Origin of the sequence: Robertkochia flava (assembly GCF_020166515.1) — a bacterium.
In the GTDB taxonomy this organism is placed as follows: Bacteria; Bacteroidota; Bacteroidia; order Flavobacteriales; family Flavobacteriaceae; genus Robertkochia; species Robertkochia flava.
Window position 1 is genome coordinate 813,124 of record NZ_JAINZT010000002.1, and the last position, 15,349, is coordinate 828,472.

The window sequence follows — 15,349 nt, forward strand, 5'->3', positions numbered from 1 at the left end:
AAACTTCAGACTCTGATTAAATGACCTTGGCTTCGTTGTGCAACAGGTCTATTAACTCATCCAGATTGTCTGGTGATACCAGCTTAACTTCGCCTTTCGGTGCAGGCTTTTCAAAAGATACGGCTTTGGTTCTGCTCTCTGCGGCTTCCGGTTCCAGAACGGTCAGTTGCTTTTTTCGGGCCATCATGATTCCACGCATGTTGGGAATCTTCAGGTCTTTCTCCTCAACCAGTCCTTTTTGTCCACCCACAACAAGTGGTAATTTGGTCTTTACCGTTTCTTTTCCTCCATCGATCTCCCGGATTGCGGTGGCTTCATTCCCTTCAACCTCCAAAGAAATACAGGTGTTCACGAAGTTGGCATCGATTAGTGAGGCCAGCATTCCCGGTACCATTCCGCCATTGTAATCGATAGACTCTCTTCCGGCAATGATAAGGTCGTACCCCCCATCTTTGGCTACTTTGGCCAATTGCCTGGCTACGAAAAATCCGTCGGTGGGATGGGCGTTTACCCGGATGGCTTCATCTGCTCCTATGGCAAGGGCCTTTCTCAGTGTAGGTTCGGTGTCGGCTTCTCCTACATTAACTACAGTTACTGATGCGCCTTGCTTTTCCTTAAACCACATGGCTCTTGTGAGACCGAATTCGTCATTCGGGTTGATCACAAATTGAACACCGTTGGTGTCAAAGGTACTATCTCCGTCAGTGAAATTGATCTTGGAGGTAGTGTCCGGCACGTGGCTTATACACACTAAAATCTTCATATCTTGATCCTAATTTTTAGTTTTGATAAATGCGTCGCCAATATACTGATATTTTCTGAAAAATGCTATGCATGCATAATATATTTTTCTTCTCGCCAGATTGAGGAAGTTGATAGAGAATTACTATTTTTGTTAATCTTTTAAAACAGGCAATACGATTAACTTTTTCAATAAAGAATAGATGAGAACAATTCAGTTTAGAGAAGCTGTATGCGAGGCCATGAGCGAGGAAATGCGCAAGGACGACACCATATATCTTATGGGGGAGGAAGTGGCAGAATACAATGGCGCTTATAAGGCTTCCAAAGGTATGTTAGATGAATTTGGTCCTGAGCGTGTTCTGGATACGCCGATTTCCGAGCTTGGATTTGCCGGGATCGGGGTTGGGTCAGCCATGAACGGGAACCGTCCGATTATCGAATTCATGACCTTTAACTTCTCGCTGGTGGCCATTGACCAGATCATCAGTAACGCCGCGAAGATGCGTCAGATGTCTGGTGGGCAGTTCAACATTCCTATTGTATTCAGAGGTCCTACAGCTTCTGCGGGCCAGCTGGCAGCTACCCACTCTCAGGCTTTTGAGAGCTGGTATGCGAATTGTCCGGGGCTTAAGGTGGTGGTGCCTTCCAATCCATACGATGCTAAAGGACTTTTAAAATCGGCTATTCGGGATGATGACCCGGTTATTTTTATGGAGTCTGAACAGATGTACGGGGATAAAGGCGAAGTACCGGAAGAGGAATACCTGCTTCCCCTGGGCGTTGCAGATATCAAGCGTGAGGGGAGCGATGTTACCATCGTTTCTTTTGGTAAGATCATTAAAGAAGCCTTTAAAGCAGCCGAAGAACTGGAAAAGGAAGGGATAAGTTGTGAGGTCATTGACCTGAGAACCGTTCGTCCTCTGGATCACGAAACTATCTTTAATTCGGTTAAAAAGACCAACCGTCTGGTAATTCTGGAAGAAGCCTGGCCATTTGGAAGTGTTTCTTCTGAGATCACCTACCAGGTTCAGGAAAATATTTTTGATTTCCTGGATGCTCCGGTTCAGCGATTAACCACTGCCGATACTCCTGCACCATACTCTCCGGTACTCCTGGAAAAATGGTTGCCTAACGCACAGGACGTAGTTGATGCGGTAAAGAAAGTGCTGTACAAATAATATTGAAATTCTTCTAATATAAAACTTCACTGCCTTATTTTAGCCAGTGAAGTTTTTTTATTTCTATGAGATACCTTCTTAGCCTTATCTTTCTTTTGTTCTTTGCTGTTTGCTGGTCCCAGACCAAAGTAAGTGGTAAGGTAGTCGACGAGCAGGGCAAGGCTATTGCCTATGCCAACGTCCTTTTCCAGGGTACTTTTGAAGGGACTATCACCGATGAGAACGGAACTTTCTACCTGGAAAGTGATGAGACCCAAAATCTGCTTGAAGTGAGTCTGCTGGGCTATACCACCCAGGAAATACCCCTGGAGAAAAGGGTGAATTACAATATGCGGGTGGTCCTTACCGAAGGGGAAGTGCTGGAAGAGGTTGTGATCTATGTGGGCAAACAGCCTAAGAAAAATAATCCCGCCGTAGAGATTCTGAAAAAGATCTGGGAAAAAAAACGTGTGAACGGCCTGAATAAGTTCGATCAGTATCATTACAGTAAATACGAGAAGATCGAATTTGATCTGAACACCATAGACAGTGCTTTGATGAACAATCAGATATTCAAAGGGATGGAATTTGTGTTCGATCAGGTAGATACCTCTAATGTTACGGGTAAGACGTACCTTCCCATTTTTATTAATGAATCGGCCAGTGAGGTTTACGGTGATAATAAGCTCAATACCGACAGGGAGATTGTTAAGGGAAATAAGACTTCCGGGTTCGATGCGAACCAGGCGGTGCTGAGTTTTATCCAGGACCTTTACGCTTCCTACGATATCTACAACAACTATATCAAGCTCTTCGATAAGAGCTTTGTAAGTCCGCTTTCTAAAACAGGGGTCGATGTCTATAATTATGTTCTGGCCGACAGCACCTTCCGCGGGGATAAATGGTGTTATAATATTGTCTATTATCCGCGGCGGTCCAACGAGTTGACCTTTAAGGGTGATTTTTGGGTGAATGACACCACCTTTGCCGTAAAGGAGATCAATATGCAGGCCTCCAAAAGCGCTAATGTGAACTGGGTAAAGGATCTCTATATCGAACAGGAGTTCGATGTACTTAACGATTCTGTTTTTGTGTTGAAGCGCGACTACGTCATGAGTGATTTCAGCATCAGGAAAAAAGAGGAGTCCCGGGGAATCTATGGAAAACGCACCACCATTTATGCCGATTACCAGTTCGACAAGGAAAAGCCCAGGAGTTTCTATGACGCCCAGGTAGATCCCTATAACGAAGCAGTATTTAACCGGACTGACGAATTTTGGGAAACCAATCGCCTGGAGAAGCTCAACGAGGACGAGCAGGGCATCTACACCATGTTGGATACCCTGAGAACCGTGCCTAAATTTAAAATGCTCTACAACGCAGGATCTGTTCTGGCTTCCGGTTATTACGAGTTTGACGATCTCAACCTTGATTTTGGTCCCATCTTTTCTGCCTTTGGTTACAATGAGGTCGAAGGTATCCGGTTAAGGGGGGGAGGCCGTACTTACTTTACCCAGAATGATCAGTGGCGGGTTGAGGGATATATGGCTTATGGATTCAGGGACCGGAAGTTCAAATACGGGGTATCTGCCCGTTGGATGCTGGACCGCAAGCACCGCTTTATCATTTCTGCAGGTACCCGACGAGATATCGAGCAGCTTGGGGTAAGTCTTACGGCAACCAACGATGTGCTTGGACGAAGTTTCGCATCTTCGGCGCTGTTTACTGCCGGATCCAATACCACCCTGACCAATATCCGGTTAACTACGGCCACCATACAGTATGATTTTTTTAAGAATTTTACGTTCCAATGGGGTATGGACTACCGACGGATGCGATCGGCCCTGCCTGAACGATTCAGTCTTAGTTACCTCGATCCGGATGCCCCCGATGGGGTGAGTGACGAGGTCGACCAGTTTTCCCTCATTACCCAATTACAGTATACACCGGGAAGACGAACGTTGGGGTACGGGGTTGATCAATATGATGTGAATGACGATTATGCCCGCATTATCTTCAGGTATACCCTGGGGATGAAAGATGTGCTTAACAGTGATTTCGATTTCAAAAAAATGCAATTCTACTACAGGCAGCCCCTGCAAATTGGTGGGGTGGGAAGAATGACAACCAACCTGGAGGCTGGCAAGATCTTTGGAACTGTTCCGTTAAGCTTGCTGAGTCCCATCCCGGGAAATCAGACCTATTTCTCCATATTCAATACCTTTCCCAACCTTAACTTTTACGAATTTGTAACCGATACGTATCTGAGTGTTCAGATGGAGCATAATTTTAATGGAAGGCTCTTTGCGCGAATTCCCCTGCTTAAGAAATGGAACCTTCGGGAACTTATTGGGTTAAGGGCTGTATGGGGAAGCCTTTCACAGGAAAATATCGATTTAAATGCGCCAACCGGAACGGTGCTTCAGGCGCCGGAGGACTCCCCCTATTACGAATATTCCTTCGGTGTGGGTAATATCTTTAAGGTGTTTCGTATCGACTTCAGTTTCAGGGGGAATTACCTCGATCTTCCCGAGGCCAGACCCTTCGCGGTTACCGGTGCCTTTGAACTTACATTTTAAGACTTTGGCTAACTGATAGTTAAGGAAAGTAAATTACCTTTGCAAATGATTGTGAATTAGGCTTTGCTTCCTTATTTTTGCAGCCTTTTTAAATGCAGAAACTATGAGTCCAGTTAAAATTAATTCTTTTGACGTTTTGATCGAGATCCCTAAGGGGAGCAGAAATAAATATGAGTATGATTTTGAGTTGAAGAAGATCCGCTATGACCGAATGATCTTCTCTTCTATGATGTATCCTGCCGATTACGGATTTATTCCTGAAACGCTGGCCCTTGACGGGGATCCACTGGATGTTTTAGTGTTGGTAACCGAACCTACCTTCCCCGGATGTGTGATGGAGGTAAAACCCATCGGGGTATTCCATATGGAAGATGAGAAAGGGCCGGATGAAAAGATCATCTGTGTGCCTGTTTCAGATCCGGTATGGAACAAGCTCAATAACCTGGATGAGGTAAATCCTCACCTTATTAGCGAGATCGAGCATTTCTTCCAGGTGTACAAAGACCTTGAGAAGAAAAAAGTGAATGTTGGCGGATGGGGAGATGTGAACGAAGCCAAGGAGATCATCTCGAAATGTATCCTGCGCTTCCGCGATAGCGACATTCCGTTCAAGGAGGTTAGTATCAGATAAAACTTACCAATTTTATCATATTAAGAAAGCAATAGCCGCAAGGTTATTGCTTTTTTTATTACCTGTGTTTTACTACATTTAACCGAACTATTTACTAATCAACCTTAAATTATGGAATCTAATATTATCTATGTGCCCATAGCAATGGCTATACTTGGGCTTATTTTTATGGGGCTGAAGGCCAGCTGGGTCAAACGCCAGGAGGCCGGGAGCGATAGGATGCGCACTATTTCAAAAAATATCAAGGAGGGTGCCCTGGCATTTCTCAACGCAGAGTATCGCCTGTTGGTAATATTTGTTGTTGTGGCTGCTGCAGCCTTATACGGAATCTCAGTAATTGTTGAAACCACCAGCTGGCTAATCGTGCCTGCTTTTGTGGTAGGGGCGCTTTTTTCGGCCCTGGCAGGAAATATAGGAATGCGAATTGCCACCGAGGCAAATGCTCGTACCGCAGAAGCGGCTAAAACCAGTCTGCCCAAGGCTCTTCAGGTGTCCTTTAGCGGTGGTACCGTAATGGGGCTTGGTGTTGCAGGTCTTGCAGTGCTCGGTCTTAGTTTGTTCTTCATGTTCTTTACCGGGTATTTTATGGGTGGCGAAGGATCGTTCTATGAGAATATGACCGTGGTGCTGGAAGCCCTGGCCGGATTCTCCCTGGGCGCAGAATCCATTGCCCTTTTTGCCCGTGTGGGAGGTGGAATTTACACCAAGGCTGCCGATGTGGGAGCCGACCTGGTAGGGAAGGTGGAAGCAGGTATTCCTGAAGACGACCCGAGAAATCCGGCGACTATTGCCGATAATGTCGGAGATAATGTGGGGGACGTGGCCGGAATGGGAGCCGACCTTTTTGGTTCTTATGTGGCTACTGTTCTGGCATCGATGGTCCTGGGGAATTATGTGATACGCGATATGAGTGTTTCCGGAGGATTCTCGGATGCCTTTAATAATATGGGGCCAATCATTCTGCCTTTGGTTATCGCCGGAGTTGGTATCCTGGCTTCTATAATAGGTACTTTCCTGGTGCGTATAGGCAGTAATTCTGCCCGGGAGGCACAGGTGCAAAGAGCTTTGGATTTTGGTAACTGGACCGCAATTATCATCACCCTGGTGGCCAGTTGGTTCCTGATACGATGGATGCTGCCCATGCAGATGGAGATGAAATTTTTCGGTGAAGGTTATAAGACCATCCCTTCCCGTCATGTATTTTACTCATCCTTCATCGGACTCACTGTAGGATTCCTTATTTCGTATGTAACATCCTACTATACCAGTCTGGGTAAGAAGCCAGTGCTGGATATTGTTCAGAACAGTTCTACCGGTGCAGCCACCAACATAATTGCTGGTCTCGCCGTGGGAATGAAATCTACCTTCTGGTCTGTCCTGTTGTTTGCGGCTGCTATTTATGGGTCTTATGCCCTGGCAGGATTTTATGGGGTAGCCCTGGCCGCCTCGGCTATGATGGCTACCACTGCAATGCAGCTGGCCATTGATGCCTTTGGCCCGATTGCGGATAATGCCGGAGGGGTTGCCGAAATGAGTGACCTGCCTTCTGAAGTGCGTGAGCGTACCGATATACTTGATTCGGTAGGAAATACGACAGCAGCTATTGGAAAAGGGTTCGCGATCGCTTCTGCAGCTCTTACAGCACTGGCTCTGTTTGCGGCCTATGTAACCTTTACCGGGATCGATGGGATCAACATCTTTAAGGCCGATGTTCTGGCAGCCCTTTTTGTGGGGGGCATGATTCCGGTGGTATTTTCAGCCCTGGCAATGAAGTCTGTAGGTAAGGCAGCCATGGAAATGGTTCAGGAAGTGCGCAGGCAGTTCCGTGAGATACCCGGAATTCTCGAAGGTACGGCAACTCCGGAGTACGGAAAGTGTGTGGCCATCTCAACCAAGGCCGCATTGAAGGAAATGTTATTACCCGGACTCCTTACCATCATTACCCCCATTCTTGTAGGACTTGTCTTCGGAGCAGAACCTCTGGGCGGTTATATGGCCGGGGTGTGTGTTTCGGGAGTGATGTGGGCTATCTTCCAGAACAATGCAGGTGGTGCCTGGGATAATGCCAAGAAATCATTCGAGGCAGGAGTGGAGATCAATGGCGAAATGACCTATAAGGGGTCTGATGCCCATAAGGCCGCTGTAACCGGCGACACTGTTGGAGATCCTTTTAAGGATACCTCAGGACCTTCTATGAATATTCTTATCAAGCTTACCTGTCTTGTGGGATTGGTTATTGCTCCTATCCTGGGAGGCCATGCTGCAGGGTCTGATACCCTTCATGCCGATGAGGTGAGAAAGGAGATCCGGGTAGAGGTGAAAGCCGAAGAAGGACAAGAGGGGAAAACCACTGCTACGATCAAAACCACCAAGGTGATGAATGGCGAAGAGGTAACCGAAGAGAAAACCGTGGAAGGGACTATGGAAGAGATCGAAGAAATGGTTAAAAAAGAGAAGGAATAACACCTGATTTATATATAAAAAAGCACCGTGAAAACGGTGCTTTTTTTATTGGGTGATATGGTGTGTGATCATATGATGGTGAATAGATGAGATTTTGAATGTGAGTTCCGGGTTCGTTGCCTCAGTACTGAAAAGCAAGTCAAAAACATCACCGAAGCTGTTTTTTTGAAAGATTTCAGATCGCCCGGCGTCTCGCGTCTCCTTCTTCTTTTCCATTAAAACAATCCGTGCAACTCGGCGTCGATCTTATTGATCACCTCTCCGAGGTCTTCCTTGCTGTCTACAAAATTATAACGGTCTACGTCTATTATCAGGAGTTTCCCTTTCTCGTATTGATGAATAAAAGCTTCGTATCGTTCGTTAAGTCTGCTCAGGTAATCGATAGAGATCGTGTTCTCGTATTCCCGTCCTCTTTTATGGATCTGGTTCACCAGGTTGGGGATGGAACTTCTCAGATATATGAGCAGGTCGGGCGATTGTACCAGGTTTTCCATCATTTCAAAAAGACTGCTGTAATTCGCAAAATCCCTGTTGGTCATCAGTCCCATCGCATGCAGGTTGGGCGCGAAAATATGGGCGTCCTCGTAAATGGTTCGGTCCTGGATGATCTTCTTTCCGCTTTCCCGAATCTGTAATATCTGGCGGAACCTGCTGTTAAGGAAGTATACCTGCAGGTTAAAACTCCAGCGTTCCATCTGGTTGTAAAAGTCGTCGAGATAGGGATTGTCTACCACATCTTCAAAATGAGGTTCCCAATTATAGTGTTTGGCTAAAAGTTCTGTAAGCGTGGTTTTACCCGCTCCAATGTTTCCTGCAATGGCAACGTGCATTTCGTTCAGTTATTAAGATGTTAAGGATAGCTTATAAGGGTAAATATACAAGATATGCTCGTGGATGAAAACAATTTTAAAAATGATTTTTTCTGTATGTGAATTCCCTTCCTTTTCATAGCCTTTCCGAATTTTACCGGTACAGGGTTCGGTATGGACTCATGAAATATAGCTTCTGCTGTGTTCCCTGTATAGGGCAATGCTATCCTTCCGGTTATCCTTATTTTATTCTGTGTTTTCATCACATCTTCAGGCTACCTGGTGATACCGTCATGAACTAGCAGGCTTTAGTTGAGAATGTTAAAGCTTCAATTATTTCTTAAAAGGTTTTGCAAACAAAACTTATTTCCTATTTTTGTCGACGAATTACTGGAGGACAGATTTGACTGATTGCAACCTCGCTAAAAAATGCTAAAGCAGTTGTCGCCTTTCCCATAAGAAACGCGACAATCTTCTTTAGACGGCTCTACGTCAGATCGCACTCCCTATATTAATTATTTTATTTCGAGTTTATGGCATATTTATTCACATCGGAATCGGTGAGTGAAGGACATCCTGATAAGATAGCTGATCAGATCAGTGATGCGTTGTTGGATAATTTTCTGGCGTTTGATCCGGAAAGTAAGGTGGCTTGTGAAACCCTTGTGACTACCGGACAGGTTGTGCTGGCCGGAGAAGTGAAGAGCGATACGTATCTCGATGTGCAGTCTATCGCCCGGGAGGTCATCAATACCATTGGCTATACCAAAGGGGCGTATCAGTTTAGTGGCGACAGCTGCGGGGTAATTTCTCTTATTCACGAACAATCGCAGGATATCAACCAGGGTGTGGATCGTGCTACCAAGGAAGAACAAGGGGCAGGAGACCAGGGGATGATGTTTGGTTACGCTACCCGGGAAACCGGGAATTACATGCCTTTGGCACTTGATATTTCCCATAAGATCCTTCAGGAGTTGTCGGAGTTAAGGAGGGAGTCTAAAGAGATCACCTACCTGAGGCCTGATGCAAAGGCACAGGTTACCATTGAATACTCCGAGGAGAACGAGCCGCAGCGCATTGATACCATAGTGATCTCAACCCAGCACGATCCTTTTGATGAAAATGACGAGGTCATGCTCGCACAAATCAAAAAGGACCTTCTTGAGATCCTTATTCCAAGAGTGAAGGCGCAATTGCCTGCCTATGTTCAGGAATTATTTAACGAAGAGATCACCTACCATATCAACCCTACCGGGAAATTCGTGATCGGTGGTCCTCATGGAGATACCGGTTTAACCGGTCGTAAGATCATTGTGGATACCTATGGAGGAAAGGGTGCTCATGGTGGAGGTGCCTTTAGCGGGAAAGACCCGAGTAAGGTAGACCGAAGTGCAGCCTATGCCGCCCGCCATGTAGCCAAGAATCTTGTTGCCGCCGGAGTGGCCGATGAGGTGTTGGTTCAGGTAAGTTATGCCATTGGTGTGGTAGAGCCAACATCGATCTTTGTGAACACATATGGTACTTCCAAGGTGGCATTATCAGACGGAGCCATTGCTCAGCGGGTACGCGAGATCTTTGATATGCGGCCTTTCGCCATCGAGGAAAGGTTAAAGCTGAGGGAGCCCATTTACCTGGAAACCGCGGCCTATGGCCATATGGGGAAAGAGCCCAGAACGATAACGAAAACCTTCGAATCACCCTACAACGGAAAGGTGGTAAAAGAGGTGGAACTCTTTACCTGGGAAAAACTGGATTATGTTGAAAAGGTAAAGGAGGTATTTACCCCTGAATTTAAAAAACAACCTGCCGGGAAGGTATAATTCCACGGCCGGGAACAGAATAGTTCTTTAATTTACTGACTGAAGTTATCAAGAAAGGTGGAGGGATTAGACCCTGTGATACCTTAGCAACCCTTTTGAATAAAAGAAGGTGCTACATTCTACCTCTGTACAGAGGAAAGATGACCCATTCTACTCTTGTAGTTCCGCTTTTCCAGTGACTTCAGCATAATACCTCTTTCACAGAGGTCAAATTTGTTTGAATATGCCGGAATTAAGCGCAGAACTTTTACAACTGCAACTCGTCGATTTTAAAACCCTGAACGGTACAGTTCAGGATATCTCCCTGTCTTACCAGGTTTTCGGAAGGCCCTTGCATACCGCACCTGTGGTATTGGTAAATCATGCGCTAACAGGAAATAGCAATGTCACAGGTCCTGATGGATGGTGGAACGATCTTATTGGTCCGGGGCTCTGCATTGACACGGATCGCTTTACCATACTTTCATTTAATATCCCGGGCAACGGCTATGACGGTATTCTTATTGATAATTACAGGGATTTCGTGGCCAGGGACATCGCACGAATATTTCTGGGTGGCCTCGAACAACTTGGAATATCTGATCTCTTTGCCCTTATAGGCGGGTCTTTGGGCGGTGGCATCGCCTGGGAAATGGCAGTTTTGTCGCCTGACATTACGCAACATCTTATCCCAGTTGCTTCCGACTGGAAATCTACAGACTGGCTTATTGCGAACTGCCAGATACAGGAGCGCATCCTGAATAACTCCAATGATCCTGTTCACGATGCCCGTATGCATGCCATGCTATGCTACCGTACCCCGGAGTCTTTCAACGAGAGGTTCGGGCGGTCAACCAATGATGAATTACAGGTGTTTAATGTGGAAAGCTGGCTGCTGCATCACGGGAATAAACTTCAGGAAAGGTTTCAGCTTTCGGCCTATAAGCTGATGAATCAATTGTTAAAGACCATCGATATTACCCGCAACAGGGAGCCTCATTTCCGGGTGTTGGAAAGCATCAATGCAAATATTCGGATTATCGGGGTGAGCTCAGACCTGTTCTTTACCGCCAGGGAGAACAGAGAAACCTATAAACGCCTTGCAGCTTCCAGTGATAAGGTGAGTTACGGGGAGATCAATTCCGTTCATGGGCACGACGCCTTTTTGATCGAAACCGAACAGCTGGCTAACCTTATTGGAGAAATATTCAACCCGGAGACTAAAACCAAAAAAATGATCGTACTTAAATTCGGAGGGAAGTCCCTTGCCAATGGGCAGGGCATTGAAAATGTCATTAATATTATCGATGCTAAGGTAGCAAACGGAGACCGACTGGCTGTCGTGGTTTCGGCCCGTGGTAAAGCTACCGACCAGCTTGAAAACATGCTGGAGCTTGCCGCAGCCAAGAAGGCCTACAGGGAAGAATTGGAACGGTTTAAGATCTACCAGCAGGAAGTGTGTCCTGCGGCTTCCCTGCAAGCCCCTTTTGCCAAGCTCGAGGAATTGCTTGCCGGGGTGAGTCTATTAGGGGATTATAGCGAAAAGGTCAAAGATGAGGTGCTGGCCCAGGGGGAAGTGCTCTCCGGGATCACAGTCACTGAATTGTTGAAGCAAAAAGGGGTTAATGCCCGGTTTGCTGATACCCGGGAACTGATTAAAACTACGGAGACCTTTGGAAATGCCTTGCCGATAGAAAAGATATCCCGCCGGAATATCGTCAATCATTTCACCAGTTACAACGGAACCACAGTAAACATCCTGACCGGATTTATAGGGTCCAATGAGAAGAACGAAACCACCACCCTTGGACGCAACGGAAGTAATTATACCGCTTCCCTGGTGGCTAATTATCTCGATGCCGGAGAACTTCAGAACTATACCCATGTAGACGGGATCTTTACCGCAGACCCGGAATGGGTGCCCGGGGCAACTCCTATAGAGGAGCTTTCCTTTAATGAGGCAAACGAATTGGCAAATTTCGGGGCTACCATTCTCCACGCCAAAACCATCATTCCGTTGCTGGAGAAGAATATTCCTCTGCGAATCTGTAATACGTTTAATCCGGCAGGAAAAGGTACGCTGATCCGGGCCGAGTCCGCGTCCGGCCGCCAGGGCATTAAGAGCTTGTCCGTACTCGATAATGTGGCCCTGGTGAACCTCGAAGGAAGGGGGCTGCTCGGGAAATCGGGAGTCGACGCGAGGATCTTTCGCGCTCTTGGAAATCAGAATATCAGTGTGAGTATCATTTCCCAGGGCTCTTCAGAGCGGGGCATTGGCCTGGTGGTTGATGCCCGTCGGGCTACAGATGCAGTGATTGCGCTGGAAAAAGAATTTGAGAACGATTTTTATTCCCGTGATGTAAATCGTATTTCCGTTAATGACGAGGTGGGCGTGATCTCTGTAGTAGGTCAGGACCTTTCTAATTTTCATAAACCCTATGCAACCCTGATCCGAAATAAGGTCGAGCCGCTGTTGCTCAATAATACGGTTACAGGAAAGAATGTGAGTCTTGTACTGCGAAAAAAGGACCTCCACAGGGCGGTAAACGTTATTCACGGGGAGATATTTGGAGTTTCCAGGGCTGTGAATATCGCAATTTTCGGGCACGGTACGGTTGGGGGTGTGCTTATCGACCAGATCCTCCAGTCTGCCGGAAATATTGAGGATCGTAAAAAACTGAAACTTAATATTTTTGCGGTGGCGAACTCCAGGAAGGTATTGCTGGACGCCTCTGGAATAGACAGGAACTGGCAATCCGGGCTGGAGGCGTCGCAGGAGCAGAGTTCTGTCGATGCCGTGATAAGCTATGCAGAAAAGCACCACCTGGGGAATCTCATTGCGGTCGATAATACAGCCAGCCAGGACCTGGTTGGGCAATATGGGACGCTGGTAAGTGCGGGATTTGACCTGGTCTCCTCCAACAAGATCGCCAATACCATGCCCTATGAGCGATACCGCTCCCTGAGAACCGCATTGGAGCATAATCAGAAGCAATACCTTTATGAAACCAATGTAGGAGCAGGACTGCCCCTGATTGATACCATCAGGTTGCTGCACCTTTCCGGAGAAAACATCACCCGGATAAGGGGGGTGTTTTCCGGAACGCTTAGTTACCTGTTTAATCGTTTCTCGGTGGAAGACCGTAAGTTTAGTGAGATCCTCAGGAGTGCATACGATAATGGGTATACTGAACCCGACCCAAGGGAAGACCTCAATGGTAATGATGTTGGGAGAAAACTTCTGATCCTGGCCCGGGAACTCGACCTGAAGAACGAAATGCAGGATGTCAATATTCAAAACCTGGTTCCGGAATCCCTGCAGGGATTGGCGCTTGAAGATTTTCTGGAACATCTGGAAGATTTCGATGAGCACTTCGAGAACCTGAAAAGAAATCAGAAGCCCGGGCATGTGTTAAGGTATACCGGCGACCTCCACGGCGACCTTCAGCAGGAGAAAGGGATACTGGATGTGAACCTGGTATCTGTTCCGGAACACTCTGCACTCGGGCAGGTAAGAGGTGCTGATTCTATTTTTGAGATCTATACCGATTCCTATGGAGAGCATCCAGTGGTGATCCAGGGTGCCGGTGCTGGAGCAGCTGTTACCGCCAGGGGCGTCTTCGGAGATATCCTTAAAATAAGCGAACGCAACTATTTATAACATTAACCGGAAAATCAATTGTAATGAATTATAAGAACGTAGAAACCAACGCCATACGAACCCAACTGGACAGGACGGAATTCCTGGAGCATTCCGTGCCCCTTTATCTCACCTCGAGCTTTGTCTTCGAGGATGCAGAAGACATGAGGGCAAGTTTTGCAGAGGAAAAGGATCGTAATATATACAGCCGTTTTACCAATCCGAATACCAGCGAATTCACAGAAAAGATATGTAAGATGGAAGGAGCCGAAGCGGGTTATGCCTTTGCGACAGGGATGGCTGCGGTATTTTCAACCTTTGCAGCCCTTCTTAACAGCGGGGATCATATTGTTTCCTGTCGCTCTGTTTTTGGATCTACCCATACCCTGTTTACCAAATACCTGCCCAAATGGAATATCGAAACCACGTATTTCAAGGCAGAAGATGCAGCGGAGGTGGCCAGCCTTATAAAGCCTAATACCAGGGTGATCTATGCCGAAACTCCTACCAATCCCGGAGTGGATGTACTCGATCTTGAGATCCTGGCAAAAGTTGCCCGCGATCATGACCTGATCCTGATTATCGATAATTGTTTTGCCACCCCTTATTTGCAGCAGCCCATAAAATTTGGTGCCGATCTGGTGATCCATTCCGCAACCAAGCTCATTGATGGCCAGGGCCGCGTTCTTGGAGGCATTACGGTAGGCCGTGCAGATCTGATCAGGGAGATCTATCTGTTCGCAAGGAATACAGGGCCGGCCATGTCTCCCTTCAACGCCTGGGTATTGTCCAAGTCCCTGGAAACCCTGCCTGTCAGGGTAGACCGTCATTGTGAAAATGCCCTTAAGGTGGCAACATTTCTGGAAGAGCATCCCAATGTAAATTGGGTGAAACACCCTTTTCTGAAATCGCACCCCCAATATGAGGTGGCTAAAAGGCAAATGAAAGCCGGGGGAAGCATTGTGGCCTTTGAGGTGAAAGGTGGGGTTGAAGCCGGACGTAAGTTTCTTAACAGTATAGGGATGTGTTCCCTTTCTGCTAACCTGGGAGATACCCGCACTATTGTAACCCATCCTGCCTCAACAACCCATAGTAAGCTCTCGGAGGAAGACCGGCTGGAAGTGGGGATCACCGACGGACTGGTCCGGATTTCGGTAGGTTTGGAAGCTGTGGAAGACATCCTGGCTGATCTCGATCAGGCCTTGCGCAATGCCTGACGGAAGCATTGTGGAGAACCGGGGAAAGGAGGGCAGATCCTTTGTTGGCCAACCGGGAAATTGGCGGTCTGGATCCATGGATTTCAGGCGTCAGAGGGTTTGCCGGGAATGGAATAGTGGCTATATTTGCAGCCTTGTTCATGACATACTGATAGGTTATCAAGAAAGGTGAAGGGACAGGACCCATTGAAGCCTTGGCAACCCTCCGTTTTTTGGGAGAAGGTGCTACATTCTGCCTGAAAAAAGGAAAGATAACACAGGTTTAACTTCCTTTTTTTCCTTTCCCGGTACCATCAGCATTAATTATAGA

The 15,349-nt window shown here is 46.9% G+C and carries 9 protein-coding genes and 2 riboswitches; of the genes, 7 read left to right on the forward strand and 2 right to left on the reverse strand.

Annotation, left to right across the window (positions count from 1 at the left end):
* Positions 1 to 16 precede the first annotated feature (16 nt).
* Positions 17 to 763 (reverse strand): electron transfer flavoprotein subunit beta/FixA family protein, encoded by a 747-nt coding sequence (locus K7R11_RS04035; RefSeq protein ID WP_224488842.1) that lies wholly within the window; start codon positions 761 to 763, stop codon positions 17 to 19.
* Between the two features lie 181 nt (positions 764 to 944).
* Here K7R11_RS04035 and K7R11_RS04040 point away from each other — a divergent pair, with 181 nt between their 5' ends.
* The 4 genes from K7R11_RS04040 to K7R11_RS04055 all read left to right on the forward strand — a co-directional run bounded on the left by K7R11_RS04040 (position 945) and on the right by K7R11_RS04055 (position 7,574).
* Positions 945 to 1,922: a pyruvate dehydrogenase complex E1 component subunit beta gene (locus tag K7R11_RS04040; RefSeq protein WP_224488845.1), complete on the forward strand. Its 978-nt coding sequence runs from the start codon at positions 945 to 947 to the stop codon at positions 1,920 to 1,922.
* A gap of 65 nt (positions 1,923 to 1,987) precedes the next feature.
* Positions 1,988 to 4,480 carry a DUF5686 and carboxypeptidase-like regulatory domain-containing protein gene (locus tag K7R11_RS04045; RefSeq protein WP_224488847.1) on the forward strand — a complete coding sequence of 831 codons (2,493 nt, stop codon included), beginning with the start codon at positions 1,988 to 1,990 and terminating at the stop codon, positions 4,478 to 4,480.
* Between the two features lie 103 nt (positions 4,481 to 4,583).
* Positions 4,584 to 5,111, forward strand: coding sequence for an inorganic diphosphatase (locus K7R11_RS04050; RefSeq protein ID WP_224488848.1), 528 nt, complete (start codon positions 4,584 to 4,586; stop codon positions 5,109 to 5,111).
* 111 nt (positions 5,112 to 5,222) lie between these two features.
* Entirely contained in the window at positions 5,223 to 7,574 is a 2,352-nt protein-coding gene (locus K7R11_RS04055) for a sodium-translocating pyrophosphatase (RefSeq protein WP_224488849.1), read from the forward strand.
* A gap of 215 nt (positions 7,575 to 7,789) precedes the next feature.
* Here the strand turns inward: K7R11_RS04055 and K7R11_RS04060 are convergent, their stop codons facing one another.
* Positions 7,790 to 8,404 carry a deoxynucleoside kinase gene (locus K7R11_RS04060; protein ID WP_224488850.1) on the reverse strand — a complete coding sequence of 205 codons (615 nt, stop codon included), beginning with the start codon at positions 8,402 to 8,404 and terminating at the stop codon, positions 7,790 to 7,792.
* A gap of 512 nt (positions 8,405 to 8,916) precedes the next feature.
* Here K7R11_RS04060 and metK point away from each other — a divergent pair.
* The 3 genes from metK to K7R11_RS04075 all read left to right on the forward strand — a co-directional run bounded on the left by metK (position 8,917) and on the right by K7R11_RS04075 (position 15,039).
* On the forward strand, positions 8,917 to 10,203 hold the full coding sequence (gene metK / locus K7R11_RS04065; RefSeq protein ID WP_224488851.1) for a methionine adenosyltransferase: 1,287 nt from the start codon (positions 8,917 to 8,919) through the stop codon (positions 10,201 to 10,203).
* A gap of 42 nt (positions 10,204 to 10,245) precedes the next feature.
* Positions 10,246 to 10,350: riboswitch (SAM riboswitch) on the forward strand.
* Between the two features lie 76 nt (positions 10,351 to 10,426).
* Entirely contained in the window at positions 10,427 to 13,843 is a 3,417-nt protein-coding gene (thrA, locus tag K7R11_RS04070; protein WP_224488852.1) for a bifunctional aspartate kinase/homoserine dehydrogenase I, read from the forward strand.
* A 23-nt stretch (positions 13,844 to 13,866) separates the two neighbouring features.
* A complete protein-coding gene (locus tag K7R11_RS04075) occupies positions 13,867 to 15,039 on the forward strand; it encodes a trans-sulfuration enzyme family protein (protein WP_224488853.1) in 1,173 nt (390 codons plus the stop codon).
* Positions 15,040 to 15,192: 153 nt separating this feature from the next.
* Positions 15,193 to 15,297: riboswitch (SAM riboswitch) on the forward strand.
* The last annotated feature ends 52 nt before the right edge of the window (positions 15,298 to 15,349 follow it).

Bases quoted from the DNA above. Each gene is read 5' to 3' on its own strand.
- K7R11_RS04075 (WP_224488853.1), top strand. From the start codon at position 13,867: ATGAATTATAAGAACGTAGAAACCAACGCCATACGAACCCAACTGGAC.
- K7R11_RS04050 (WP_224488848.1), top strand. From the start codon at position 4,584: ATGAGTCCAGTTAAAATTAATTCTTTTGACGTTTTGATCGAGATCCCT.
- K7R11_RS04040 (WP_224488845.1), top strand. From the start codon at position 945: ATGAGAACAATTCAGTTTAGAGAAGCTGTATGCGAGGCCATGAGCGAG.
- K7R11_RS04035 (WP_224488842.1), bottom strand. From the start codon at position 763: ATGAAGATTTTAGTGTGTATAAGCCACGTGCCGGACACTACCTCCAAG.
- K7R11_RS04055 (WP_224488849.1), top strand. From the start codon at position 5,223: ATGGAATCTAATATTATCTATGTGCCCATAGCAATGGCTATACTTGGG.
- metK (WP_224488851.1), top strand. From the start codon at position 8,917: ATGGCATATTTATTCACATCGGAATCGGTGAGTGAAGGACATCCTGAT.
- K7R11_RS04060 (WP_224488850.1), bottom strand. From the start codon at position 8,404: ATGCACGTTGCCATTGCAGGAAACATTGGAGCGGGTAAAACCACGCTT.
- K7R11_RS04045 (WP_224488847.1), top strand. From the start codon at position 1,988: ATGAGATACCTTCTTAGCCTTATCTTTCTTTTGTTCTTTGCTGTTTGC.
- thrA (WP_224488852.1), top strand. From the start codon at position 10,427: ATGCCGGAATTAAGCGCAGAACTTTTACAACTGCAACTCGTCGATTTT.